The organism is Pseudonocardia sp. MH-G8 (assembly GCF_002262885.1).
Lineage (GTDB): Bacteria > Actinomycetota > Actinomycetes > Mycobacteriales > Pseudonocardiaceae > Pseudonocardia.
In genome coordinates this window covers 24,715-49,893 of the sequence record NZ_NKYF01000001.1, presented here as the reverse complement: position 1 = coordinate 49,893, position 25,179 = coordinate 24,715, and the positions used below count along the sequence as shown (strand labels likewise).

The window sequence follows — 25,179 nt, the reverse complement described above, 5'->3', positions numbered from 1 at the left end:
GGACACGGTGACCGCAACCCCGACCCCGAACCCGACCCTCAGCCGGGACCTCGAACCCGTCCCGCCGCCGCCGCGCGGGCGGCGCACCGTCGCGCCGCGCTTCCTGCCCTACCTGTTGCTGCTGCCCGCGCTGGTGTTCGAGCTGCTGGTGCACGTCGTCCCGATGATCGCGGGCACCGTGAACAGCTTCCGGCAGCTGGACCTGTACTCCCTGCGCGAGTGGTTCAGCGCGCCGTGGAACGGCCTGACCAACTACCGCGTGGCCGTGGACCTCAGCGGCGAGGCGGGCGCGGCGCTGCTCTCGTCGTTCGCGGTGACGGTGGCCTTCGCCGTGCTGAGCGTCGCGATCTCGTGGCTGTTCGGGATCTTCGCCGCCACGATGCTGCAGAGCCGCTTCCGCGGCCGGGCCGTGCTGCGCACCGTGTTCCTGATCCCGTACGCGCTGCCCGTCTACGCGGCGGTGATCACCTGGAAGTTCATGTTCGGCCGCGACAACGGGATGATCAACGCCGTGCTCGGCGGCCTCGGGATCACCGACGGCGGCACGTTCTGGCTGCTGGGCGACATGGCCTTCGTCAGCATCCTGCTGGTGTCGGTGTGGCACCTGTGGCCGTTCGCGCTGCTGACGCTCATGGCGGGCCTGCAGTCGATCCCCACCGACGTCTACGAGGCGGCGTCGGTGGACGGCGCGAGCCGCTGGACCCAGTTCCGCCGCCTCACGCTGCCGATGCTGGCGCCGGTGAACCAGGTGCTGGTGCTCGTGCTGTTCCTCTGGACGTTCAACGACTTCAACGTGCCCTACATCCTGTTCGCCGAGTCGGTGCCCGCGTCGGCGAACCTGATCTCGATCCACATCTACCAGAGCTCGTTCATCACCTGGAACTTCGGCCTCGGCGCCGCGATGTCGGTCTTGCTGCTGCTGTTCCTGCTGGTCGTCACGCTGGTGTACCTGGCCGTCACGTCGAGGAGGTCACGCCGTGCCTGAGTCGCGCGCGTTCCGGGTGGTCCGCGCGGTCGGGCTGACCCTGCTGCTGCTGTTCACGCTCGCGCCGCTGTTCGTCATGGTGTCCTCGGCGGTCAAGCCGCTCGCCGACGTGCAGGGCCCGTTCCGGTGGGTCCCGAGCACGGTCACGCTGCGGCCGTTCGTGGACATCTGGTCGACGATCCCGCTGGCCCGCTACTTCCTGAACAGCATCGTGGTGGCCGTGTGCGCCACCGTGCTGTCGGTGGCCATCGCGATCTTCGCCGCCTACGCGGTGAACCGGTACCGGTTCGCCGGCCGTGAGGTCTTCCGGCTCACGGTGCTGTCCACGCAGATGTTCCCGGGCATCCTGTTCCTGCTGCCGCTGTTCCTGATCTTCGTGAACCTCGGCCGGGCCACCGGGCTGGAGTTCGCGGGCAGCCGCGAGGCGCTGATCATCACCTACCTGACGTTCTCGCTGCCGTTCGCGATCTGGATGCTGATCGGCTACTTCGAGACGATCCCCCGGGAGCTGGACGAGGCCGCGCAGGTGGACGGCGCCACGCCGGTGGGCGCCCTGTTCCGGGTGGTGCTCCCGGCGGCGCGGCCGGGCATCGTCGCCGTGGGGATCTACGCGTTCATCACGGCGTGGGGCGAGACGTTGTTCGCCTCGGTCATGACCACCGACGCCACCCGCACCCTCGCCGTCGGGCTGCGCGAGTACTCCAACCAGACCGGCGTCTTCTGGAACGAGATCATGGCCGCGTCCCTCGTGGTCAGCGCGCCGATCGTGGTCGGGTTCCTGTTCCTGCAGAAGTACCTGGTGCAGGGGCTGACGGCGGGCGCGGTGAAGTAGCCACCGAGGCGCTCGCACACCGAGGTGGCCGTCAGGGAGCGGCGGCGGCCATCGCGGCGATGCCGCGCTCGATCCGGTCGGTGGTCACCGCGCCGTAGCCGACGACCAGGCCCGGCCGGGGCCGGACCGCCTGCGCGTAGGCGGCCAGCGGGATCGCGGCCAGGCCGCCGGGGGCGTGCGCCATCGCCTCCAGCGCGTCGCTCGGCACCGGGCGGGCCGGCACCAGCACGGCGTGCAGGCCCGCGGCGACGCCGGTGACGCTCCAGCCGGGCAGGTGCCGGTCGACGGCGGTGAGCAGCGCGCGGCGACGGGCGGCGTAGCGCGCGGCCATGCGGCGGATGTGCCGGTCCAGCGCCCCGGTCTCGAGGAACACCGCGAGCGCCACCTGGTCGAGCACCGGTTCGGCGATGTCGGCCGAGTGCTTGAGCTCGGTGAGGGTCGTGGCGAGCCGGGCGGGGGCCACCAGCCAGCCGAGCCGCAGGCCCGGGGCGAGGGTCTTGGAGATGCTCCCGCCGTAGAGGACGCGGTCCGGGGCGAGGCCCTGCAGCGCCCCGACGGGGGAGCGGTCGTAGCGGTACTCGGCGTCGTAGTCGTCCTCGATCACCATCGCGTCGCGCTCCGCGGCCCACTCGAGCAGCGCGGTCCGCCGGGCGGGGGCCAGCACGGCGCCCGTCGGGAACTGGTGCGCGGGGGTCACCGACACCGCGCGCAGGCCGGTTGCGGCGAGCGCGGCGACGTCGATCCCGTGCTCGTCCACGGGGATCGGGGTGGTGGTGAGCCCGCCGACCCGCAGCGTCTCGACCACCCCGACCGAACCGGGGTCCTCGACACCGACGCCGGGCACGCCGTGGCGCACCAGCGCCTCGGCCGCGAGCCGCGCCGCCTGCGCGTACCCGCCGGTGACGACGATGCGGTCCAGCGGCGCCACGACGGCGCGGGTGCGGCCGAGGTAGGCGGCGAGCGCGCGGCGCAGGCGGGGGTGGCCGCGCGGGTCCCCGTAGCCCAGTTCGGCGTCGGGCAGGGACCGCATCGCCGTCTCCAGCGCCCGCAGCCACTCCGCGCGCGGGAACGAGCCGAGCGCGGGGACTCCCGGGTTGCCCGGTTCGAACGGCCGCACCGGCGGTGGCGTCCCGCCCGCCGCGGTGTGGACCTCGCTGACCACCGTGCCGCGTCCGGTGTGCGCGTGCAGGTACCCCTCGGCCACCAGCTGTTCGTAGGCCCGGACCACCACGCCCCGGGACACCTCCAGGTCCGCGGCCAGGCTCCGGGACGCCGGCAGCCGGGTGCCCGCGGGCAGCCTCCCGCCGCGGACGGCACGCCGCAGCGCCTCGGCGAGGCCGCCGGCCAGGTCGCGCGCGCCGTGCTCCCTGATGTCCCCGAGCTCGAGGCGCAACCCCGAATTGGTCCCGTCGATCGTGGCTGCGGTGGACTCCGTCACGGGACCAGTCTGCTCCTACGGTCGGCGGGACCACCGGAGACAGGAGACCCCGCACGTGTTCCGATACGACCGCGCCGTCCTCGAGCGGTACCCGACGATCCACGCCGGCGTCGTCCACCTCGAGGGGATCCCGGACGCCCCCGCGTCGCCGGCGCTCGGCGATCGCTACCGCGCCGCGCAGTCGGAGGTCGCGCAGCGCCTCGTGACCACACCGATCGCCGCGTTGCCCCCGATCGCGGCGTGGCGCCGGGCCTTCGCCGGGTTCGGGGCGAAGCCCACGCAGTACCGCTGCGCTGCGGAGGCGCTGCTGCGACGCCTGAGCCGCCACGGCGAGCTGCCGTCCGTGAACGCTCTCGTCGACATCGGCAACCTCGTCTCGATCCGCTACGCGCTCCCGGTCGCCGTGGTGGACCTCGCCGGGGTCGCCGCGCCGATCACCGTCCGGTTCGCCACCGGGTCCGAGCCGTTCACCGACCTCGGTGGTGCTCCGGCCGGGACGCCCGAACCCGGCGAGGTGGTGTTCGTCGACCGCGAGGAGGTCGCCTGCGCGCGCCGCTGGTGCTGGCGCCAGAGCGCGCAGAGCGCGGCGCGACCCGGCACGCGCGAGGCGCTCGTGATCGTCGAAGGGCTGCACGAGGGCGCGGAGGCGGACGTCGCAGCGGCGCGGGAGGAGCTGGTCGCGCTCCTGGCGCGATTCCGGCCCGCGTCGCGCGTCACCACGTACGGGTTGTCGGCGCGTCAACCGGCCGTGACCGGGTGATCCTGGGATCGACAGGGCCACGCTGGGGGCCCCACCGCCCCCTCCGGCGGGGCTACCGTCGGAGCCACCAGATCGCACCAGCGGGCACGGAGGAACACCAGTGGACATCGGTCTGCACATCGCCGACTTCACCTTCCCGGCGGGCCCGGCCCGGCTTGCCGACGACCTGACGCGCGTGGCCGTCGCCGCCGAGGACGCCGGGTTCACGCGCGTGAGCGTCATGGACCACGTGTGGCAGATCAGCGTGCTCGGCCCGCCCGAGCACGAGATGCTCGAGGCGTACACGACGCTGGGCTACCTCGCCGCCCGCACCTCGCGGGTGGAGCTGCTCGCGTGGGTCACCGCGGTGAGCTACCGGGAGCCCGGGATGCTCGCCAAGCTCGTGAGCACGCTCGACGTCCTGTCCGGCGGGCGCGCGATGCTCGGGATCGGGGCGGCGTGGAACGGCGACGAGGCCCGCGGTCTCGGACTGTCCTTCCCGCCCACGGCCGAGCGGTTCGAGCGGCTCGAGGAGACCCTGCAGATCGTGCGGCAGATGTGGAGCGAGAGCGAGGAGCCCTACGCGGGCACCCACTACCAGCTCGAGCGCACGCTCAACCGGCCCCAGCCGCTGCGCACCCCGCCGATCCTCATCGGTGGTGGCGGGGAGAAGAAGACACTGCGGCTGGTGGCGCAGTACGCGCAGGCATGCAACCTGTTCGCCGGACCGGATCTGGAGCACAAGCTGGACGTGCTGCGCGGGCACTGCGAGGCGGTCGGGCGCGACTACGACGAGATCGAGAAGACCGTCATGGTGCCGCTCGACCCCGGCGAGAAGGGAGCGAAGGTCGACGAGCTGCTGACACAGCTGCAAGGGCTGGCGAAGCTGGGCGTCCAGGAGGCGCACGGCTGGGTGCCGCGGGTCTCGGAGATCACGCCGCTGGAGCTGCTGGGCCGCGAGGTCGTACCGGCAGCGAAGGCCTTCTGACCCCGGGGTGCAGGAACACGCGGGTCGGGGTGGGGGTTGGCGGTAGCGTGCGCCCGACGGAGCGCCCCACCGACGAGGGAGAACGATCACCGTGGCAGACGGCAAGAGCCGTATCGGCGTGACCGGGCTGGCCGTGATGGGGGCCAACCTGGCCCGCAACATCGCCCGGCGCGGCACCCCGGTCGCCGTGCACAACCGCACGGCGTCCCGCACCCGCGAGTTCATGCAGGCCTACGGCTCCGAGGGTGCGTTCACCGCCGCGGAGAGCGTCGAGGATTTCGTGGCGGCGCTGGAACGCCCGCGGCGGATCATCGTGATGGTCAAGGCCGGTGCGCCCGTCGACGGCGTCATCGAGGAGCTCGCGCCCCTGCTCGACGAGGGCGACATCATCATCGACGCCGGCAACTCGCACTTCCCCGACACGTTGCGCCGCACGCAGGAGTGCGCCGCGCGGGGCCTGCGGTTCATGGGCGTCGGGGTCTCCGGCGGCGAGGAGGGTGCGCTGCTCGGGCCGAGCATCATGCCCGGCGGCGACGTGGAGGCGTACGCCGAGGTCGAGGAGATCTTCACCGGCATCGCGGCGAACGTCGACGGCACCCCGTGCTGCGTGCACGTGGGCCCGGACGGTGCCGGCCACTACGTCAAGATGGTCCACAACGGCATCGAGTACGCCGACATCCAGCTCATCGCCGAGGCCTACGACCTGCTCACGCACGTGGCCGGGCTGGACGCGCCGGCCATCGGCAAGATCTTCGAGGAGTGGAACTCCGGCGACCTGGAGAGCTTCCTCATCGAGATCACCGCCACTGTGCTGCAGAAGACCGACGAGAAGACCGGTGGGCCGCTGATCGACGTGATCGTCGACGAGGCCCAGCAGAAGGGCACCGGAACCTGGACGGCCGTCGACGCGCTCGGCCTCGGCGTCCCGCTCACCGGCATCACCGAGGCGGTCTTCGCTCGCGGGCTGTCGGCCCTGCGCGACGAGCGGAAGGCCGCGTCCACCACCCTCGCCGGGCCGACACCCGGTGCGGGGGAGGACCGGGGCGACCTCGTCGAGGACATCCGCCAGGCCCTCTACGCGAGCAAGGTCGTGGCGTACGCGCAGGGGTTCGCGCAGATGCGCGCGGCGTCGAAGGCGAACGACTGGGACCTCGACCTCGGCGCGATGGCCACGATCTGGCGCGGCGGCTGCATCATCCGCGCGCAGTTCCTCAACCGGATCCGGGACGCCTACACCGAGCACGGTGACATCGAGAACCTGCTGATGGTGCCGTACTTCACCGAGGCCGTGGCCAACGCGCAGGACGCGTGGAGGCGGGTCGTGGTGACCGCCACCGAGCAGGGCGTGGCGATCCCGGCGTTCGCCAGCTCGCTCTCGTACTACGACGGCTACCGGCGCGAGCGCGGCCCGGCGAACCTGATCCAGGGCCTGCGCGACTTCTTCGGTGCGCACACCTACCGCCGCACCGACGGCGAGGGCTCCTTCCACACCCGGTGGTCCCAGGACGGCACCGAGGTGCGCACGGACGGGTGATCAGCCCAGGGCCGTGAGATCGACCCGGACCGGGAACGGGACCTCGCTCGCGAAGGAGCCCGTGACCGGTCCGGCGTCGGCGTACTCGCCGTGCTCGACCACGCCGTCGGTGCGCCGTGATCCGGTGGAAAGGATCTCGACGGCGAGCACGACCTCGGCGGCGCGCAGCAAGCCGCCCTCGTTGCGCACCCGGTCGAACGACGCCCGGGTGATGACCACGAGATCCGGTACCCGCACCGTGCCCGGCCGGCCTGGCGGGACCAGCTGCAGGTCGACGTCGACCTCCAGCAGCATCTTGAGGTGCGCGGGAACCTGTGGCCGCAACTGCGACCCGAGCTCGAACAGACAGTCCTGGCGGACGGGAACGGGTCTCGGGGGCATCACCAGCGCGCCTTCCTGCAGCTCGAACCGGGCCTCGGCGTCCTCGGGCAGCGCAGCGAATTCGGCGGCCGACATCGGCAGCGGCGCAGGCGGCACGGGCAGGGCGGAGCAGGCCGGGCCGGGTCAGTCGCCGCCCACCGCCGGTGGTGACGGCGTGCGCAGGCGGGAGGGTGGGGCGAAGCAGAGCACGGCGACCAGCCCGATCAGCAGCGCCGCGGCGGGCAGCAGCAGGGACTGGGCCATCGCGGCGCTGTAGCCCGCGTGCAGCTGCGGCGGCAGCGGGCCGGCGCCGGCGTCGGTGTGCCCGGCGGCGCCGGGCGCGAGCGCGGTGAGCCGCATCTGCATGATCGCGGCGATGCCGGAGCTGCCGAGCACCGCGCCGACCTGGCGCGTGGTGTTGTAGACGCCGCTGCCCGCTCCGGCCTGGGCCATCGGCAGGTGGCGGGTGGCGGTGCTGCCGATCGGCGCCCACAGGAACGGGTTGGCCACGCCGTTGAGCGCGATCGGCAGCAGCAGCCACCACACCGACGTGTCGGGCCGCAGCACCGCGGCCAGCCACAGCAGGGAGACCGGCATGAGCACCATCCCGGTGCCCGCGATCCAGCGCGGGTCGGCGCGGTCGGCCAGGCGCCCGACGTAGGGCGCGAGCACTCCGGACAGGACGGCCGACGGGGCCAGCAGCAGCGCAGCCCCGGTGGGACCGAGCCCGCGCACGTTCTGGGCGTAGAGCATCAACGGGAACCCGAGCGCGGTGACCGACAGGCCGACGGTGGCGATCGCGACGGTGGCCAGCGTGAAGTTGCGCTCCCGGAACAGCGTGAGCGGGACGAGCGGTTCGGCCTGGTTGCGCGCCTGCCACAGCACGAACAGCGCGAGTACGACGACACCGATGACGATGAGCGCCCACACCGGGACGGGCCCGACGATCGGGCCCCACTCGAACGTCTGCCCCTCCTGGATGCCGAACACCAGCAGGAACATGCCCACGGCCGACAGGAGCACGCCGAGCAGGTCGAACCGGTGCACGTGCGTGGGCAGCGCGGGGACCAGCCGCAGGGCCAGCACGAACCCGACCACCCCGACGGGCACGTTGATGAAGAAGATCCACTCCCAGCCCAGCGCGTCGATGAGCACGCCGCCCAGGATCGGGCCGACCAGAGTGGCCACGCCCGCGACCGCGCCCCAGAGGCTCATCGCCCGGCCCCGCTGGTCGGCCGGGAACGTCCGGGTGATCACGGCCATCGTCTGCGGTGTCATCAGCGCCGCGCCCAGGCCCTGGAACACGCGCGCCACGACCAGCTGCGTGACGGTGCCGGTGAGCCCGCACCACAGCGACGCGAGGGTGAACACGGCCAGCCCGGCGAGGTAGACGTGCTTGGGCCCGAACCGGTCGCCCAGCCGCCCGGTGATCAGCAGCGGCACGGCGTAGGCGAGCAGGTACGCGCTCGTGACCCAGACGACCGCGTTGACGTCGGCGCCCAGCTCCCGCATCAGCGCGGGGGTGGCGACCTGCACGATCGTGGCGTCCACCAAGATCATGAAGAAGCCCAGGACGAGCGCCCACAGCGCAGGCCAAGCGCTGAGGGACGAAGCTCGTGCCCCGATGCTCACGAGCAAATCCTCGCCCGTACCGGATCCGGCTGTACGAGCGGCACCCCCGTCCGATGGAGCGGTACGAAGGTGCCGCTCGTACAGCCGGGCGTCATGCCACCGCCGGCTCCCTCAGTTGCGTCAGCACTTCCCTTGCCGCTGACCGTCCCGCTCGGTTGGCGCCTATCGTGCTGGCGCTCGGGCCGTAGCCGACCAGGTGGATGCGCGGGTCGGAGCTCACTCGGGTGCCCTCCAGCGCCACGCCGCCGCCCGGGCCGCGCAGCCGCAGCGGGGTGAGGTGACCGAGCGCCGGACGCCAGCCGGTGGCCCAGAGGATCACGTCGGCGGGGGCGGAGCTGCCGTCGGCCCACTCCACGCCGTCCGGTGTGATCCGCGCGAACATCGGCAGCCGGTGCAGCACGCCCGCGGCCTGCGCCGCCCGCACCTCGGGGGTGAGCGCCAGTCCCGTGGCGCTCACCACGCTCTCCGGTGGCAGCCCGGCCCGCACCCGCTCCTCGACGCGGGCGACGACCGCGCGGCCCCACTCGTCGTCGAAGGGCTCCTCGTGGAACACCGGCGGGCGGCGGGTGACCCAGGTGGTCCCGGACGCGACCGGGGCGATCTCCATCAGCAGCTGCACCGCGGACGTCCCGCCGCCGACGACCACCACCCGCTTCCCGGCGAACTCGTCCGGACCGGTGTAGTCGGCCGGGTGCAGCTGCCTACCCCGGAAGGAGTCCGCGCCGGGGTAGCGGGGGCGGAACGGGTGGGTCCAGGTGCCGGTGGCGTTGATCAGGGCGCGGGTGCGCCAGGTGCCGGCGTCCGTGTCGACCAGCAGGTCGGGCCCGTCCGACCGGACGGCGCCGACCCGCACGGGCCGGCGCACCTGCAGGTCGAACACCCGCTCGTAGGCGTCGAAGTACGCCGGGACGATCTCCGCGGCAGGCCGCGTGGTGTCCGCGGGCTCGAACGGCAGGCCGGGAAGGCTCGCGATGCGGTGGGCGCGGTCGACGCGCAGCGTCCGCCAGCGGTGCCGCCACGCCCCGCCGGGGCCGTCCTCGCCGTCGAGCACGAGGAACCCGGGGCCCGGCACGAGCCCGGCCCTGCGCAGCCCGTACCCGGCCGACAGTCCCGCCTGCCCCGCCCCGATCACCACGACCTGCGTGTCCACGCCTCGCACAACGCGCGCGGCGCCCCCGGCAGTCCCGTCAGCCCACGGGCACGCGCGCGGGGAACGGCGTGGCGCCGAACCGCTCGACCCAGTCCGCGACGTCGGTGCTGGTCACGTTCCCGCCGCAGAGCACGAACCCGAGCCGCGCACCGGACCCGACGCGCTCGAGGACCTGGTGGGCGGCGGGAACGAGGCAGCCTGCGGCGGGCTCGGCCCACACCTTCGCCTCCTCGGCGACGGTGAGGCTGCCGCGCACGGCGTCGGCGTCGGGGACGACGATGACGTCTTCCACCAGTGCGCTGACGTGCGCGAGCGTCAGCTCCGAGACCCGCGGTGCGCTGAGCGTGGTGACGATCGAGCTCGGCGTGGTGGGCACCGGCGCGCCTGCGGCCAGCGCCCGTGACATCGCGTCGGCGCCCTCGGTCTCCACACCCCACACGCGCACGTCGGGACGGCAGGCGCGCACGGCCGCGGCGACCCCCGCGATCAGCCCGCCACCGCCGATGCTCACCAGCACGTCGGTGACCTCGGGCGCGTCGGCGGCGAGCTCCAGCCCGACCGTGCCCTGCCCGGCGATCACGACCGGGTCGTCGAAGGGGTGCACGAGGGTGCGGCCCTCGGCCACCAGCTCGTCGAGGAGCGCGAAGGCGCCGGCCATGTCCGGGGTGAGGCGGACCTCGGTGCCGGCCGCGCGGGCGGCCGCGACCGAACGCTGCGGGGCGGCCTCGGGCATCACGACCGTGGCGGCGATGCCCAGCGTGCCCGCGGCGTCGGCGACCGCGACGCCGTGGTTGCCGCCGCTGACGGCCACCACGCCCGCAGCGCTCTCGGCCTCGGTGAGGCCGAGCAGCTTGTGCACCGCGCCCCGCGGCTTGAACGAGCCGGTGCGTTGCAGCAGCTCCAGCTTGCAGGTCACCGGCACGCCGAGGTGGGCGCTGAGGCCGGGGCTGGGGACGGTCGGGGTGTGCAGCACGTGCCCGGCGATGCGGTCGGCCGCCGCGGCGATGTGGTCGAGAGAGATCAGATCCGGCACCGCGCCACGCTACGCCGGATGTACGCACGGGACTCCCGGTGGGGAACACTGGCTGCGTGCTGAGGGCGTCGCGTACCGGGCTGCTGAGCACCCGGTACGACATCACGTGCGACGGCGCTGCGGTGTGCACGTGGAAGCCGTCGGCGTTCATCGGCGGGGGCACCTTCGAGCTGGGCGGCCGGACCTACGACGTGGCCCGCGGCGGCTGGACGGGACGGCGCTACCGCCTGCGTGACGACGCGGGCGCCCTCGTCGCGCTCGCCGACGGTGTGGGCAGGCTGACCTGGACGCTCGAGACCGGCGGGGTGACGCACACGTTCGAGCGCCCCTCGGCGTTCCGCCGCGACCAGGTGCTGGTGCGCGACGGCGAGCCCGTCGGCGCGGTGCGGCGCACCAGCGCCTGGTTCGGCGAGGCGGAGGCCGACCTGCCCGGCCTCCCGTGTGAGGTGCAGGTTTTCGTGCTGGTCAGCTTGCTGGCGGTGTGGGACGAGGACTGACCTGCCGGTGGAACCGCAGGAGCCCGGTGAACGCGAGGGCGGCCGTCACACCGCTCATCGCCAGGCGTAGCCGGTGGCCGGCCTCGAACTCGACGGCCGTCCGCCGGAGGAACTCGACCGAGTGCACGGCGAGGCCTTCGGTGAACATGATGTCGTTGCGCGGCCAGAAGTAGAGCGCGGAGTACAGGAACTCGCCGAGCAGCAGGGACGTGAGGCTCGCCGCGATCCACCACCGCGCAGCCGGGTATCGGCGCAACAGGACCAGGGTGGTCGCCGCGGCCACCACCGTGAGCGCGCCCAGGGGCGGGAACAGGTCGGCCGGGCCGGTGACGACGAAGAACTCCATCGACTCCGCGAGCGACGCCGGGGCGTCGTGGAACACGTTGGGGTAGATGACGACGGTCTCGACGAGGATGCCGCCGAACGCGACGGCCGCGATCCACGCGTAGACCGTCGACACCGTGAGGGCGAACCGCTGCCTGGACATGAGCAGCACGCTATGTCCGGCGTGCGGGCGGGTCGTCCGCCCGCACGCGCGGTTCGACGACGCGTCTCGACGTACGCGAGCGGCGTCCGGATACGTCTCTTGGCGTGTCCGCCCTGCTCGGACGGGGCTCACACCACGGGCACGACCTCCGGGGCGCCCATCCGGGCGGAGTCGGCCGTCTCGTCGTCGGGCATCTTCTGGCTCTCCCGCTCGGCCTCCACGCGCTTGCGGTAGTGCTCCACCTCCCGCTCGACCTGCGCGTCGCTCCAGCCGAGCACCGGCGCGACCAGCCGCGCGACCTCCTCGACCGCGCCCGTGCCCCGGTCGAACGTCTCGATCGAGACGCGGGTACGGCGGGCGAGGATGTCGTCGAGGTGCCGGGCACCCTCGTGCGAGGCCGCGTAGACGACCTCGGCGCGCAGGTGGTCGGGCGCCCCGGCGAGCGGCTCGCCGAGGGTCGGGTCGGCCACCACGAGCTCGAGCACCTCGTGGATCAGCGAGCCGTAGCGGCCCAGCAGGTGCAGGATCCGCGCCTCGTGCAGCCCGTACTTGTCGGCGAGCACCGGTGCGGAGTTCTTCAGCGCCTCGAAGCCCTCCGCCCCCAGCAGCGGGACGTTCTCCGTGACCGACGGCGGCACCTTGATGTGCAGGCCGTGCACCGCGGCGTCCACGGCGTCCTTGGCCATCACGCGGTAGGTCGTGTACTTGCCGCCCGCCACGACCACCAGCCCCGGAACGGTGTGCGCCACGGCGTGCTCGCGCGAGAGCTTCGAGGTCGACTCCGACTCGCCCGACAGCAGCGGCCGCAGCCCGGCGTAGACGCCCTCGACGTCCTCGTGCGTGAGCGGTTGCTCCAGCACCTCGTTCACGTGATCGAGCAGGTAGGAGATGTCCGCCGCGCTGGCCGCCGGGTGGGCGAGCCCGAGCTCCCAGTCGGTGTCGGTGGTGCCGATGATCCAGTGCCGGCCCCAGGGGATGACGAACAGCACGGACTTCTCGGTGCGCAGGATCAGCCCCGAGTCGCCGCGGATGCGGTCGCGCGGCACGACGAGGTGGATGCCCTTGCTCGCCCGCACGTGGAACTGCCCGCGCTCACCGACCAGGCCTTGCGTCTCGTCGGTCCACACGCCGGTGGCGTTGATCACCTGCCGGGCCCGCACCTGGATGGTGCGGCCGGACTCGAGGTCGTGCACCTCGGCGCCGGTGACCCGCTCGCCCTCGCGCAGCAGCCCGACCACGCGGGCCCGGGACGCGACGTGCGCGCCGTAGGAGGCCGCCGTGCGGGCGAGGAACATCGTGTGCCGGGCGTCGTCGACCTGCGCGTCGAAGTAGAGCAGGGCGCCCACCAGGGCGTCCTTGCGCAGTGACGGCACGACCTTGCGCGCGCCGCGCCGCGTGAGGTGCCGGTGTGCCGGCACGCCGCGGGAGCGGCCGGACAGCAGGCCCAGCGTGTCGTAGAGCGCCAGGCCCGTACCCGCGTAGAGCCGCTCCCACCAGCGGTGGGTGAGCGGGTACAGGAACGGCACCGGCTTCACCAGGTGCGGCGCGAGCGTCTGGATGAGCAGCCCGCGCTCCTGCAGCGCCTCGGCGACGAGCCGGAAGTCCAGCATCTCCAGGTAGCGCAGGCCGCCGTGGATGAGCTTGCTGGACCGGCTCGAGGTGCCGGAGGCGAAGTCGCGGGCCTCGACGAGCCCGACGGTGAGGCCGCGGGTGGCGGCGTCGAGGGCGGCTCCGCTGCCCACGACACCGCCCCCGACGACCAGCACGTCGAGTTCGGTCGAGCTCATCGCGTCTAGCGCGGCCTCACGGGCCTGCGGGGAGAGCGCGACCGATCTCATGGTGGTTCCTTCCTTCGAAGCGACGCCGGTGTTCGGGCCTCAGTCGACGTCTACCCAGTCCAACGTCCTGGTCACGGCCTTCTTCCAGCGCTCGTACCCGGTCGTGCGCTGCTCGTCACTCCACTGCGGCTCCCAGCGCTTCGACTCGTTCCAGTTGGAGCGCAGCTCGTCGGTGTTCTTCCAGAACCCGACGGCGAGCCCCGCCGCGTACGCCGCGCCCAGCGCAGTGGTCTCCGCGACAACGGGCCGGCTCACCGGCACGCCGAGCACGTCGGCCTGGATCTGCATGCACAGCTCGTTGGCGGTGACGCCGCCGTCGACCCGGAGCACGTCCAGCGCGACCCCCGAGTCCTTCTCCATGGCCTCGGCGACGTCGCGGCTCTGGTAGCAGATCGCCTCGAGCGTGGCCCGCGCCAGGTGCGCGTTGGTGTTGTACCGCGAGAGCCCGACGATCGCGCCGCGGGCGTCCGAGCGCCAGTAGGGCGCGAAGAGGCCGGAGAACGCCGGCACGAAGTACACGCCGCCGTTGTCCTCGACCTGCCGGGCCAGCGCCTCGCTCTGCGCCGCGCCGGAGATGATGCCCAGCTGGTCGCGCAGCCACTGCACCGCGGATCCCGTGACCGCGATCGAGCCCTCCAGCGCGTAGACGACCGGCTCGTCGCCGAACTGGTAGCAGACGGTCGTGAGCAGGCCCGAGTTCGAGCGCACCAGCTCGGTGCCCGTGTTGAGCAACATGAAGTTGCCCGTGCCGTAGGTGTTCTTCGCCTCGCCGGGCGCGAAGCACACCTGCCCGACGGTGGCGGCCTGCTGGTCGCCGAGGTCACCGGTGATCAGCAGCTCGTCGCCGAACGGCCCGGTCGCCCGCGTGGTGCCGTAACCGGCCGGGTTCGAGCTGGGCTGGATCTGCGGCAGCATCGAGCGCGGGATGCCGAAGAAGCCGAGCAGCTCGTCGTCCCAGTCGAGGGTCTCGAGGTCCATCAGCATCGTGCGGCTGGCGTTGGTCGGGTCGGTGACGTGCACGCCACCGTCCCGGCCGCCGGTGAGGTTCCACAGCAGCCACGAGTCGGTGTTGCCGAAGATCGCATCACCGCGCTCGGCCGCCTCACGTGCCCCGTCGACGTTCTCGAGGATCCACTGGATCTTGCCGCCGGAGAAGTACGTGGCCGGGGGCAGGCCGGCTTTCCGGCGGATGACGTCGCCGCGGCCGTCGCGCTCCAGCGCGGAGGCGATGCGGTCGGTGCGGGTGTCCTGCCAGACGATCGCGTTGTAGAGCGGGCGCCCGGTGCGCTTGTCCCACACCACCGTGGTCTCGCGCTGGTTGGTGATGCCGACCGCGGCGAGGTCGGACGCGTTGAGCTTCGCGCCGTTCAGCGCGCTCTGGATCACCGACGAGGTCCGCTCCAGGATCTCGGTCGGGTTGTGCTCCACCCAGCCCGCCTGCGGGAGGATCTGCTCGTGCTCCAGCTGGTGGCGGCCCACCTCGTTGCCGGAGTGGTCGAAGATCATGAATCGGCTGCTGGTCGTGCCCTGGTCGATGGCACCGACGAACTCGGCCATGAGTGTCTCCGCTCCTTCTGCGCTTACTGGGGGATGTCGCGGCCCACCGGCGTGGGCGTCGCGTCGTCGGTCGGGAGGTAGCGGGCGACCAGGAACTGGAACAGCCCCGCACCGATGAGCCCGCCGATGATCGGGCCGATGATCGGTACCCAGAAGTAGAGCGTGCCGGTCTGGTCCAGCCAGGCCGTCTCGTACCCGGTGATGAACGAGGCCAGCCGGGGACCGAAGTCACGGGCCGGGTTGATCGCGTACCCCGCGTTCCCGCCCCACGCCATGCCGATTCCGACCACGATCAGGCCGATCACCACCGGGGCCAGGTTCGACAGGGGCGGGTTGTTGCGCGCGTTGACCACCGCGCAGACCAGGAAGAGCAGGATCGCGGTGCCGACGATCTGGTCGAAGAAGGCGGTGCCGATGCTCACGCCTTCCACGCCGTTGCCCGGCAGCGTGGAGAAGATCAGCTGGGAGTCGATCGTGTGCTCCGGGTCGACCTTCGCGATGAGGTCCGCGTAGACGACCCGCACGATCAGCGCCGCGACGAACGCGCCGAGCGTCTGGGCGAGGATGTAGGGGCCGACCTTGCGCCACGGGAAGCCCGAGAACACGGCGAAGGCGATCGTCACGGCCGGGTTGATGTGGCCGCCGCTGAGGCGGCCGGAGACGTAGACGCCGAGGATGACGCCGATGCCCCAGGCCCACGCGATCGAGTCGTGGTCTCCCATGCTGCCGTCGGGTGCCGTCACCACCTGCGCCACCACGCCGACGCCGAACAAGATGAGGATCATGGTGCCGAAGAACTCGGCACTCAACTCCCCGACGTACGAGTTCTTCGACATCGAAGTCCTCCCTGGATGAGGCCCGCCGCTCAGCGGGTGCTGCGGACGCTAGGAAGCAGGAGCGCCGAGGTCAACGCCCAACGTTCGGCATTGTCGAACCGTCGATCGGACGCACCTCACAGCGTCGTAGAGTGCGGGCATGCCGGGTTCCATCCAGTCGATCGAACGGGCCGCGGCGATGCTGCGTCTGCTGGGCAGCATCGACCGGCCGCTCGGGCTCAACGAGATCGCCGCCGCGCTGGACCTCCCGCGTCCCACGGCGCACGGGATCGTCCGCACGCTGCGCGACGTCGGGTTCGTCGACCAGGAACTCGCCTCGGCCCGCTACCGGCTCGGCTCCGCGTTGCAGGAGCTGGGCAGCGGCGGCTGGGACCGGCACGACCTGCGTGGCCGTGCCATGAACTGGGCCGACTCGCTCGCGGGCAGCAGCGGACTGGCCGTGCACCTCGGCGTCGCCGCAACGGGCGCGGTCCGCCTGGTGCACCACGTCTTCCGTCCCGACGGCTCGCACCAGCGGATCCGCACCGGCGAGGAGCAGCCGCTGCACGCCACCGCGCTCGGCAAGTGCCTGCTCGCGTTCGCGCCGGTCGCCACGCCTCCCGCTCGCGATCTGGATCTGCAGCGCTGGACCGGCCGCACCTGCACCACCGTGGCCGCGCTGGAGGCGCAGCTCGCCCTGGCCCGAAGGAGGGGCTGGGCGAGCGAGACGGGGGAGTACGAGCCCGGTACGGGGGGCGCGGCCGCGCCGCTGCGGGCCAGCGGGGGGATCGCGGTCGGGGCGATCGGCATCGTCGGGCCGGTGGAGGAGCTCTACGGCATCGGCGGCGAGCTCCGCCCCTCGCTGGCCGAGCATCTGGTGGGAGCGGCGCGAGAGATCTCGGCAGCGCTGGTGGCGAGCCGGTGAGGGCCGACTTGTCGCAGCAGAGCCACTTCCACGCAACGCGGTGGCATGGAAGTGGCTCTGCTGCAATCCGGTGGGCGGGGGCATCGTGAGTGAGCGCGTCGTGGCCGCCATCGACCAAGGCACCACGTCGACCCGGTGCCTGCTGTTCAACCGGTCCGGGCGGATGCTCGCCGTCGCCCAGCGGGAGCACCGCCAGCACTACCCGCGCCCGGGGCTCGTCGAGCACGACGCCGCGGAGATCTGGCGCAACGTCACGCGCGTGGTGCCGGCCGCGCTGCGCAGCGCGGGCCTGGGGCCCGAGCACCTCGTCGCGCTCGGCATCGCCAACCAGCGCGAGACCACCGTCATCTGGAACCGGCACACCGGGGTGCCGCTCGCGCGCGCGATCACCTGGCAGGACACCCGTACCGACGGCATCGTCGCCCGCCTGGTCGAGGACGGGCACGCGCCGCTCATCAAGGACGTGTGCGGGCTGGCGCCGGCCACCTACTTCGCCGGGCCGCGGCTGCGCTGGCTGCTCGACCACGTGCCCGGCGCGCGCGAGGGCGCGGAGGCGGGCGACGTCCTGTTCGGCACGATGGAGAGCTGGCTGATCTGGCGGCTGACCGGTCGCCACGTCACCGACGTCACCAACGCCAGCCGCACGATGCTGATGGACATCCGCACCCTCGAGTGGTCCGACGCGCTGCTCGACGTGCTGGCGGTCCCGCGCCGGATGCTGCCCGAGATCCGCCCCAACGCCGAGGTCTACGGCACCTGCACGACCGTGCTCCCGGGCGTGCCGGTCGCGGGCGCGCTCGGGGACCAGCAGGCCGCCCTCGTCGGGCAGGCGTGCTTCTCGCCCGGCGAGATCAAGTGCACCTACGGCACCGGCGCGTTCCTGCTGATGAACACCGGCAGCCAGCTCGCCGAGTCGACGCACGGGCTGATCCCGACCGTCGGCTACGTGCTCGGCGACTCCCCGGTGTACGCGCTCGAGGGTGCGATCGCGGTGACGGGATCGCTCGTGCAGTGGTTCCGCGACTCGCTCGCCATGATCGCCACGGCCGCGCAGATCGAGACGCTCGCCAGCACCGTCGCCGACAACGGCGGCTGCTACATCGTGCCGGCCTTCTCGGGGCTGTACTCGCCGCGCTGGCACCCCGATGCACGTGGCGTGATGGTCGGGCTCACCTCGTTCATCAACCGCGGGCACCTCGCCCGCGCCGTGCTGGAGGCCACCGGCTGGCAGACCCGCGAGGTCGTCGACGCGATGAACGCCGACTCCGGCGTCCCGGTCGCCCGGCTCAAGGTCGACGGCGGCATGACCGCCAACCACCTGCTCATGCAGTTCGTCGCCGACGTCCTCGACGTGCCCGTCGAGCGGCCCCTCGGCTCCGAGGCGGTGTCGCTGGGGGCGGCCTACGCCGCGGGCCTCGCGGTGGGGCACTGGCCGGACCTGGAGGTGTTGCGCGCCAACTGGCACCGCGCGGCCGCCTGGGAGCCGACGATGGACGACGCCCTGCGCCGCCGCGAGCACGAGAACTGGAGCCGGGCCGTCGACCGCAGCTACGGCTGGGTGCAGGAGCCGTCCGCCGACTGACCCCGGTCGCAGCCGGTCGGGTCGGTCACCTCGCCCATTACCCTGCCTGGATGAGTGCCCTCGGCGTCGATCCCGCGGTGGCGGCCGAGCGGCCGACCACGCTGCACGACCGCGTCCTCGACGTGCTGGGCCCGGCCATCGCCGCAGGCGACCTCCCGCCGGGCGCCGTGCTCACCCTGGACCGGATCGAGACCCGGTTCGAGGTGTCGCGCACGGTGGCGCGGGAGGCGGTGCGGGTGCTGGAGTCGATGGGGCTCGCCACCGGCAGGCGCCGGGTCGGCATCAGCGTCCAGCCCCGCGAGCGGTGGAACGTGTTCGACCGGCGGGTGGTCCGCTGGCGGCTGGCCGGTCGCGGCCGGCAGGAGCAGCTGCGCTCGCTCACCGCGCTGCGCGCCGCGGTGGAGCCGCCCGCGTCGGCGGCGGCCGCCCACCACGCCACGGCCGAGCAGCGCGAGCAACTCGCCGACCTGGCCGCCGCGATGACGGTCTCCGGCGAGGCAGGTGACCTCGACACGTTCCTCGAGCAGGACATCGCGTTCCACGGGCTGGTGCTGCGCGGCTCGGGCAACGAGATGTTCGCCGCCCTCGCCGACGTCGTCGCCGAGGTGCTCACCGGGCGCACCGTGAACCGCCTCATGCCGGCGCGGCCTCGCCCGGAGGCGCTGGAGGGGCACCGGGCGGTGGCCGCGGCCGTCGTCGCGGGCGAGGCCGACGCCGCCCGGGACGCGATGCAGGAGATCGTGGCCGAGGTGCTGGCCCGGCGGGGGCTCCCCGACCGGGAGCCCCCGCCCGGGGTGGACGTCAGAGGATGAGGCTGAGGACGGACGAGAGCGCGAACCCGATCAGGCCGATGAGCGTGGCCATGACCGTCCAGGTCTTGAGCGTCGTCTTCTCGTCCATCCCGAGGAAGCGGCCGACGAGCCAGAACCCCGAGTCGTTGACGTGGGACAGCGCGGTGGACCCGGACGCGATCGCGATCACGACGAGCGCGAGGTCGATCGAGGACATCCCGCTCTGCGCGACGACCGGGGCGATGAGCCCGGCGGTGGTGGTCAGGGCGACCGTGGCCGAGCCCTGCGCGACCCGCAGGCACAGCGCGATGATGAACGCGGCGACGATCACCGGCAGCCCGATGGCGCTCAGGCTGTCGGCGAGCGCGCTGCCGATCCCGCTGGCCCGGAGCACGCCGCCGAACATGCCGCCCGCCCCGGTGACGAGGATGATCGCGCAGACCGGGCCGAGGGAGGAGTTGACGATCGACTCGACCTGGGACCGGCTGAACCGCTCGCGGCCGAGCACGAACATCGCGACGATCGCGGTGATGAGCAACGCGATCGAGGTCTCGCCGACCAGCCGCAGCGCGCCGACGGTGGAGGTGTCGGCGTCCACGAGGCCTTCGACGGCCAGGGTGTTGAGCCCGGTGTTGAGCAGGATCAACACCAGGGGCAGCAGCAGCAGGATCAGCACGGTGCTGAACCGCGGCGCGGTGGTCGTCCGGGCGACGACGCCGCCGGTGCCACCGGTGTCCTCGCCGCGGTCCTCCTCGGCGCCGAACGCGTCCGGCACGGGCAGGTCGATGCGGCGCCCGGCCCACAGCCCGAACAGGTAGGACGCGACGAACCACGTCGGCACACCGATGAGCAGGCCCATGATGAGCACGAGCCCGGTGTTGGCCTCGAGGATGCCCGCGGCGCCGACCGGGCCGGGGTGCGGCGGGACGAACGCGTGCATGGTGGCGAACGCGCCGGCCGAGGGCAGGGCGTAGAGCAGGACGGAACCGCCGAACCGCTTCGCGACGCTCAGGATGATCGGCAGGAACACCACGAACCCGGCGTCGAAGAAGATCGGGAAGCCGAACAGGAGCGAGGCGATGCCCAGCGCGAGCGGGGCCCGCTTCTCGCCGAACCGGCCGATCAGGGTCTCGGCGAGGACGCCGGCGCCGCCGGTGACCTCCAGCAGTTTCCCGATCATCGCACCGAGCCCGACGAGCAGCGCGACGCTGGCGAGCGTCGAGCCGAACCCGTCCAGCAAGGTGTCGACCACCTCGTTCACCGGGATGCCGGTCGCGATCGCGGTGAGCGCGCTGACCAGCACCAGGGCGACGAACGCGTGCAGGCGAAGCACGATGATCAGCAGCAGCAGAAGGGCCACTGCCGCCACGGCGATCAGTAGCAGTGGCACGGTCCCGAGTGCGGGAACCACGTCGTCCACGGCGGTACTCCTGAGGTCGGCTCGGATGAGGGTGCGCCGACCTTACGTTCAATGGTGATATCAATGACGAGCGGGTCGCTCGCTCCGCGGGGACGGGATCAGCGCAGGTCCGTGCGGCGCCGGATGGTCACGAGGGCGATCAGGCTCAGGACGGCCGTGGTCATCACCCAGAAGCTGGGGGCGAGGTCGCTGCCGGTGGTGGCGATCAGCCAGGTGGCGATGAACGGGGTGAAGCCGCCGAACACCGCGACGCCGATGTTGTAGCCCACCGCCATGCCGGTGGCGCGGGTCTCGGGCGGGAACAGGTTCGCCATGAGCGCGCCCATCGGGCCGTAGTAGAAGGCCTTGAACAGGCAGAGCAGGGCCAGCATGCCGAGCAGTACGCCCAGACCGGGGGCGGCGACGAGCAGCGTGAACAGCGGGTAGATCGACACCAGGATCAGCGCCGCGGCCGGCACCATGAGCGTGATCTGCCCGTACCGGTCCGAGATGTGCCCGGCCAGCGGCGTCGCGAACAGCAGCACGACCCCGCCGACCAGCACGCCCGCGAACCCGGTCGACGCCGGCAGGCCGAGGTTGTTGATGGCGAATGTCGGCATGTAGCTGATGAGGTAGTTGAGGCAGGTCGTCGCCGCGAGCACGCCGATCGTGAGCAGCACGCGTCCCTTCTGCTCACGCAGGACGACGCGGCCGGGGGAGTGGTCGGGGTCCGCCGCGCGGGACGCGGCGAACTCGGGCGCCTCCGGCACGTGCCGCCGGATGTACCAGCCGACCGGCCCCACCAGGAGGCCGATCGCGAACGGGATCCGGAAGCCCCACGACAGCAGCTGGTCCTCGGTCAGCGTGGACGTCAGCACGGTGCCGAGCGTGGCGGCCAGCAGCGTGGCCGCGGCCTGGCTGGCGAACTGCCAGCTGGCCGCGTAGCCGCGCCTGCCGGGCAGGTGCTCGACCATCAGCGCGGTGGCGCTGCCGAACTCGCCGCCCGCGGAGAACCCCTGGATGAGCCGCGCGACGAGGATCCCGAGCGGCGCGAGCAGCCCGACCGTCTCGTAGGAGGGCATCACGACGATGAGCAGCGTGCCGAGCACCATCAGCATGATCGACAGGGCGAGCGCGGGCTTGCGGCCCGCCCGGTCTGCGTAGGAGCCGAGGACGACCGCGCCGAGCGGCCGGATCAGGAACGACACGGCGAACGTGCCGAGCGCGAGCAGCAGCGCGCTGGTCGGGTCCCCGGAGGGGAAGAACACCTTCGCGACGTACACGGCGAAGTAGCTGTAGACCGCGATGTCGTACCACTCGAGGGCGTTGCCCACGCAGGCGGCCGTGATGATCCGGGCAGCGCTGGGCTGCCGCGTCTTCTGCACCGACTCTGGAGCATCCGACATCCGGGCGTCCCTTCCGCAGTTCGTCAGGCGGGCGGGCCGTCGGGCCCGGCCTCGCCGAGGTCCCAGAACAGCCCGGCCATGATCTGCGCGCCCTCGCGCGCGATGGGGGCGAGCAGGTGCTCGTCGGGTCCGTGCTGCGCGCACGCCGGGTAGGAGTGCGGCACCCAGACCGTCGGCACCCCGATGACGTCGGTGAACACGTCATTGGGCAGCGAGCCACCGAGGTTGGGCAGCACGGCGGGCGGCGCCCCGGTGGTCGTCGCGATCGACGCCACCGACCAGCGCACCCACGGGTGGTCCGGGTCGACGCGCGTGGCCGCCATGGCGAAGTCGACGTCGACCTCGACCATGCCGAAACCGTGGGCGTCGAGGTGCTCGCGCACGATCCGCGGCAGGTCCTGCGCGGGGGTGCCGACGACGAAACGCAGCTGGCAGTGCGCCCGCGCGGTGGCCGGGATGGCGTTCACGGGGGCGTCCGGCGTGCCGGTGGTGAACGCGAGCACCTCGAGCGCGTTGGCGCCCAGCAGGCGCTCGGCAGGGCTCAGGCCCGGCTCGCCCCAGCCGTCGTCGATCGCGGGGTCGTCCGGGCCGCCGCCGGGGGAGATGTCGGCCAGCGCGCGCCGCACCGGCTCCGGCATCGCGGGAGCCCGCAGCTCGGGCACGCGGATCACACCCCGCTCGTCCACGAGCGAGGCGATCGCGTTGGCCAGCACGGTGCCCGGGTTGCGCAGCAGCCCGCCCCAGTTGCCGGAGTGGTAGGTGCCCTCGCGCAGGTCGAGGCCCAGCGTGAACCCCACGGCCCCGCGCGAGCCCAGGAACACCGTCGGGCGGTCCGCCGCGAGCCGGGGGCCGTCGGAGGCGATCAGCACGTCGGCGGCGAGCTCGTCGGCGTGGGCGGCGGCCATCTCGCGCAGCCCGGCCGACCCGGCCTCCTCGCCCGTCTCGACGAGGACCTTGAGGTTGAAGCCCAGCCGCCCGCCCCGCGCTGCGAGCACCTGCTCCAGCGCCGCGAGGTTGAGGGTGTGCTGGCCCTTGTTGTCGGCCGTGCCGCGCCCGTACCAGCGCTCGCCCTCCACCGTGACGGTCCACGGAGACAGCCCGTCGCGCCACCGCTCGGGCTGGCCCAGCACGACGTCGCCGTGCCCGTACACGAGCACGGTGGGGCGCGCCGGGTCCTCGTCCCGGTGCCCGACGAGGAACGGCCCGCCGCCGGGGAGCGGGTTCTCGACGACGCGCCACTGCGCACCGATGCGGTCCAGCGACGGGCCGATCTCGTCGGTCAGGTAGCGGTGCAGCTCGGGGAGCGACGCCGGGTCCTGGCTCTCGGTGCGCAGCGCGACCCGGCGGCTCAGCTCGGTGCGGAACGCGCCCGAGTCGACGTACCCGGCGGCCCGCGCGATGGCGTCGGTGCGCGACATACTCGAAGCTGCCCCTCTGCTGCTCGGCGACGATTGCGCGGAAGCGTATGGGGCGGGTGCGGGCGCGACCATCACCGATTCGGCAACGACCCTTGCCGCGTCGGCACGGCAGCGGGTCAGGGGGACCGCACGCGCTCGACGAGGTGGGCCAGGAATTCCTGCACGACGGGCGGGAGCGTGCGCCCGGCCGTCGACTGGATCTGCAGGTAGCGCCGGTGCATCTCGCGGTCGGTGACGGGCACCGCGACGAGCCCGTCGGCCGCGAGGCGCCGCCGAGCGGGCAGCCGCCCGGTGAGCGTGACGGCGTCGGCGAGCTTCGCGAAGGTGTAGAGCGCCCCTGAGTAGTCGGTCTCCAGGACCGGGTCGAAAGTGAGCCCGCCCGCGCTGCAGCAGATGTCGAACAGCTGCCGGACGGTCGTGGAGTCGTCCACGATCGCGAGCGCGTACGGGCGCAGCTCGGCGAGCGACACGGCCGGACGGGCGGCGACGGGGTGCGTGGCGTTCACGACGGCGTGCACGTACTCGCGCTGGGAGTACTCCACCCGCACGTCCCGGGCGGGGGTGAGGCTGAACGTGACGGCGAGATCGGCGGCGGCGTCGCGCACCGCCTCGGTGGCCGCGGCCGACGACGTCACGTGCAGGCCGAACCCGACGTCCGGGTGCGCGCGGTGGAACGAGGCGATCGCCTCCGGCAGCAGGTCCCACGCGAAGCCCTCGGCGCTGGCCACCCGGATCCGGGTGCGGTGCCCGCCGCCGGAGCGGCGGATCTCGCCGACCACCTGCTCGACGTCGGCGACGTTGCGCCGCACGAACGCGGCCAGCCGCACCCCGGCGTCGGAGAGCACCATGCCGCGGGGGTGGCGCTCGAACAGCGGCACGCCGATCCCGTGCTCGAGGCGGGCGATCTGGCGGCTGATCGCCGACGCCGCCACGTGCAGCTCGGAGGAGGCCTCGGCGATGGAGCCGGCCTGCGCGACGGCGAGGAAGTAGCGCAACCCCGCGTCGAGGAACGGGCTCGTGGCCCGGCCCTGGTCGTCGTCCTCGCGGGTCAGGCGGCGCTCCGCGGCGGCGCCGTGGACCAGACGTCGTCACCGCGCAGTGCCGCGGCCAGCTCGTCGAGGTCGGCCACGACGAGGCGGGCGCCGGCCAGCTCGCCGGGCTCGGCGTAGCCCCAACCGACCCCGATCGTGGGGACGCCGTGGGCGGCAGCGCCGTCGACGTCGTGGTGCCGGTCCCCGACCAGCACCACCGGATCGCGCGCCGGGTCGAGGTGCAGCCGGTCCAGCACCGACCGTACGACGGCGGCCTTGCCCACCCGCCCGGCTACGTGGTCGGCGCCACCGACGAGGTCGAGGTGCCCCGCGAGACCGACCCCGGCCACGATCTTGCGGGCCAGGTCCTCGGGCTTCGACGTGGCGGTGGCCAGCCGCAGGCCGTCCTCGCGCAGCCGCTCCAGCAGGGCGGGAACGCCCGGGTAGACCGGGGTGACGGTGGCCGCGACCGCGTCGTAGGACTCGCGGTAGGCGACGATGACCGCGGCCGTCTGCTCCTGCGTCAGGCCGAGCTCGGGCAGGGCCGTCTCGAACGGTGGGCCGACGAGGCGGCGCAGGCGCGCGGCATCGGGTACCGGGAAGCCGACCTCGGCGATGGCGGCCGCGAGGTGTTCGACGATGGTGGGGGCGGAGTCGACGAGGGTGCCGTCGACGTCGAGCAGGACGGTGCGCACTGCTGCCATCCTAGGGTCGCCGTCCTGGCGGCGGGGCCCCGCGGTGG

At 72.9% G+C, this 25,179-nt stretch carries 23 protein-coding genes; 9 read left to right on the top strand and 14 right to left on the bottom strand.

Annotated elements, in window-relative coordinates; genetic code table 11:
• The first annotated feature begins 7 nt into the window (after positions 1 to 7).
• Together CFP66_RS00220 and CFP66_RS00215 are read left to right on the top strand one after the other, a co-directional pair.
• Complete coding sequence (locus CFP66_RS00220) at positions 8 to 985, top strand: carbohydrate ABC transporter permease (RefSeq protein ID WP_233159021.1); 978 nt, start codon at positions 8 to 10, stop codon at positions 983 to 985.
• Entirely contained in the window at positions 978 to 1,817 is an 840-nt protein-coding gene (locus CFP66_RS00215; protein WP_233159020.1) for a carbohydrate ABC transporter permease, read from the top strand. The genes CFP66_RS00220 and CFP66_RS00215 overlap by 8 nt, the downstream gene beginning before the upstream one ends.
• 31 nt (positions 1,818 to 1,848) lie before the next feature.
• Here CFP66_RS00215 and CFP66_RS00210 read toward each other — a convergent pair whose 3' ends face one another.
• Positions 1,849 to 3,255, bottom strand: a complete 1,407-nt coding sequence (locus CFP66_RS00210) for a PLP-dependent aminotransferase family protein (protein WP_094919723.1) — start codon at positions 3,253 to 3,255, stop codon at positions 1,849 to 1,851.
• 55 nt (positions 3,256 to 3,310) lie between these two features.
• Here CFP66_RS00210 and CFP66_RS00205 point away from each other — a divergent pair, with 55 nt between their 5' ends.
• The 3 genes from CFP66_RS00205 to gndA all read left to right on the top strand — a co-directional run bounded on the left by CFP66_RS00205 (position 3,311) and on the right by gndA (position 6,516).
• Positions 3,311 to 4,015 carry a B3/4 domain-containing protein gene (locus tag CFP66_RS00205; RefSeq protein WP_158227985.1) on the top strand — a complete coding sequence of 235 codons (705 nt, stop codon included), beginning with the start codon at positions 3,311 to 3,313 and terminating at the stop codon, positions 4,013 to 4,015.
• Between the two features lie 100 nt (positions 4,016 to 4,115).
• Positions 4,116 to 4,982: an LLM class F420-dependent oxidoreductase gene (locus CFP66_RS00200; protein ID WP_094919720.1), complete on the top strand. Its 867-nt coding sequence runs from the start codon at positions 4,116 to 4,118 to the stop codon at positions 4,980 to 4,982.
• A gap of 85 nt (positions 4,983 to 5,067) precedes the next feature.
• A complete protein-coding gene (gndA, locus tag CFP66_RS00195) occupies positions 5,068 to 6,516 on the top strand; it encodes an NADP-dependent phosphogluconate dehydrogenase (RefSeq protein WP_198961267.1) in 1,449 nt (482 codons plus the stop codon).
• On the opposite strand, the gene CFP66_RS00190 is transcribed toward gndA, so the two are convergent.
• The 4 genes from CFP66_RS00190 to CFP66_RS00175 form a co-directional block, all read right to left on the bottom strand.
• Positions 6,517 to 6,972 carry a Uma2 family endonuclease gene (locus CFP66_RS00190; RefSeq protein WP_094921291.1) on the bottom strand — a complete coding sequence of 152 codons (456 nt, stop codon included), beginning with the start codon at positions 6,970 to 6,972 and terminating at the stop codon, positions 6,517 to 6,519.
• 48 nt (positions 6,973 to 7,020) lie between these two features.
• Positions 7,021 to 8,508, bottom strand: a complete 1,488-nt coding sequence (locus CFP66_RS00185) for a DHA2 family efflux MFS transporter permease subunit (RefSeq protein WP_233159019.1) — start codon at positions 8,506 to 8,508, stop codon at positions 7,021 to 7,023.
• A gap of 91 nt (positions 8,509 to 8,599) precedes the next feature.
• Positions 8,600 to 9,667, bottom strand: a complete 1,068-nt coding sequence (locus CFP66_RS00180) for an NAD(P)-binding domain-containing protein (RefSeq protein ID WP_094919718.1) — start codon at positions 9,665 to 9,667, stop codon at positions 8,600 to 8,602.
• Between the two features lie 28 nt (positions 9,668 to 9,695).
• Complete coding sequence (locus CFP66_RS00175; RefSeq protein ID WP_233159018.1) at positions 9,696 to 10,691, bottom strand: threonine/serine dehydratase; 996 nt, start codon at positions 10,689 to 10,691, stop codon at positions 9,696 to 9,698.
• Between the two features lie 56 nt (positions 10,692 to 10,747).
• Between CFP66_RS00175 and CFP66_RS00170 the strand changes: the two genes are divergently transcribed.
• The gene (locus CFP66_RS00170) at positions 10,748 to 11,188 is read left to right on the top strand and encodes a hypothetical protein (protein ID WP_094919717.1); all 441 of its coding nucleotides are present in this window, start codon (positions 10,748 to 10,750) and stop codon (positions 11,186 to 11,188) included.
• Here CFP66_RS00170 and CFP66_RS00165 read toward each other — a convergent pair.
• The 4 genes from CFP66_RS00165 to CFP66_RS00150 all read right to left on the bottom strand — a co-directional run bounded on the left by CFP66_RS00165 (position 11,157) and on the right by CFP66_RS00150 (position 15,906).
• Positions 11,157 to 11,675, bottom strand: a complete 519-nt coding sequence (locus CFP66_RS00165; RefSeq protein WP_094921286.1) for a DUF1772 domain-containing protein — start codon at positions 11,673 to 11,675, stop codon at positions 11,157 to 11,159. The genes CFP66_RS00170 and CFP66_RS00165 overlap by 32 nt on opposite strands.
• A 128-nt stretch (positions 11,676 to 11,803) precedes the next feature.
• Positions 11,804 to 13,513 carry a glycerol-3-phosphate dehydrogenase/oxidase gene (locus tag CFP66_RS00160; RefSeq protein WP_094919715.1) on the bottom strand — a complete coding sequence of 570 codons (1,710 nt, stop codon included), beginning with the start codon at positions 13,511 to 13,513 and terminating at the stop codon, positions 11,804 to 11,806.
• A 39-nt stretch (positions 13,514 to 13,552) separates the two neighbouring features.
• Entirely contained in the window at positions 13,553 to 15,070 is a 1,518-nt protein-coding gene (gene glpK / locus CFP66_RS00155; protein ID WP_094919714.1) for a glycerol kinase GlpK, read from the bottom strand.
• Between the two features lie 23 nt (positions 15,071 to 15,093).
• The gene (locus tag CFP66_RS00150) at positions 15,094 to 15,906 is read right to left on the bottom strand and encodes an MIP/aquaporin family protein (RefSeq protein ID WP_094919713.1); all 813 of its coding nucleotides are present in this window, start codon (positions 15,904 to 15,906) and stop codon (positions 15,094 to 15,096) included.
• A 139-nt stretch (positions 15,907 to 16,045) separates the two neighbouring features.
• Here CFP66_RS00150 and CFP66_RS00145 point away from each other — a divergent pair, with 139 nt between their 5' ends.
• The 3 genes from CFP66_RS00145 to CFP66_RS00135 all read left to right on the top strand — a co-directional run bounded on the left by CFP66_RS00145 (position 16,046) and on the right by CFP66_RS00135 (position 19,204).
• Complete coding sequence (locus CFP66_RS00145) at positions 16,046 to 16,810, top strand: IclR family transcriptional regulator (RefSeq protein ID WP_094919712.1); 765 nt, start codon at positions 16,046 to 16,048, stop codon at positions 16,808 to 16,810.
• 85 nt (positions 16,811 to 16,895) lie between these two features.
• Complete coding sequence (glpK, locus tag CFP66_RS00140) at positions 16,896 to 18,392, top strand: glycerol kinase GlpK (RefSeq protein ID WP_094921285.1); 1,497 nt, start codon at positions 16,896 to 16,898, stop codon at positions 18,390 to 18,392.
• 50 nt (positions 18,393 to 18,442) lie between these two features.
• Positions 18,443 to 19,204, top strand: coding sequence for a FadR/GntR family transcriptional regulator (locus tag CFP66_RS00135; RefSeq protein ID WP_094919711.1), 762 nt, complete (start codon positions 18,443 to 18,445; stop codon positions 19,202 to 19,204).
• Here CFP66_RS00135 and CFP66_RS00130 read toward each other — a convergent pair.
• From CFP66_RS00130 to CFP66_RS00110, 5 genes are all read right to left on the bottom strand, one after another.
• Positions 19,194 to 20,603, bottom strand: coding sequence for a GntP family permease (locus CFP66_RS00130; protein WP_094919710.1), 1,410 nt, complete (start codon positions 20,601 to 20,603; stop codon positions 19,194 to 19,196). The genes CFP66_RS00135 and CFP66_RS00130 overlap by 11 nt on opposite strands.
• A 98-nt stretch (positions 20,604 to 20,701) precedes the next feature.
• The gene (locus tag CFP66_RS00125; protein ID WP_094919709.1) at positions 20,702 to 21,988 is read right to left on the bottom strand and encodes an MFS transporter; all 1,287 of its coding nucleotides are present in this window, start codon (positions 21,986 to 21,988) and stop codon (positions 20,702 to 20,704) included.
• A 23-nt stretch (positions 21,989 to 22,011) separates the two neighbouring features.
• Complete coding sequence (locus CFP66_RS00120) at positions 22,012 to 23,406, bottom strand: M20 family metallopeptidase (protein WP_094919708.1); 1,395 nt, start codon at positions 23,404 to 23,406, stop codon at positions 22,012 to 22,014.
• Between the two features lie 116 nt (positions 23,407 to 23,522).
• Positions 23,523 to 24,401, bottom strand: a complete 879-nt coding sequence (locus tag CFP66_RS00115; RefSeq protein ID WP_094919707.1) for a LysR family transcriptional regulator — start codon at positions 24,399 to 24,401, stop codon at positions 23,523 to 23,525.
• Between the two features lie 53 nt (positions 24,402 to 24,454).
• Positions 24,455 to 25,132 (bottom strand): HAD hydrolase-like protein, encoded by a 678-nt coding sequence (locus CFP66_RS00110; RefSeq protein WP_233159017.1) that lies wholly within the window; start codon positions 25,130 to 25,132, stop codon positions 24,455 to 24,457.
• Positions 25,133 to 25,179: the final 47 nt, after the last annotated feature.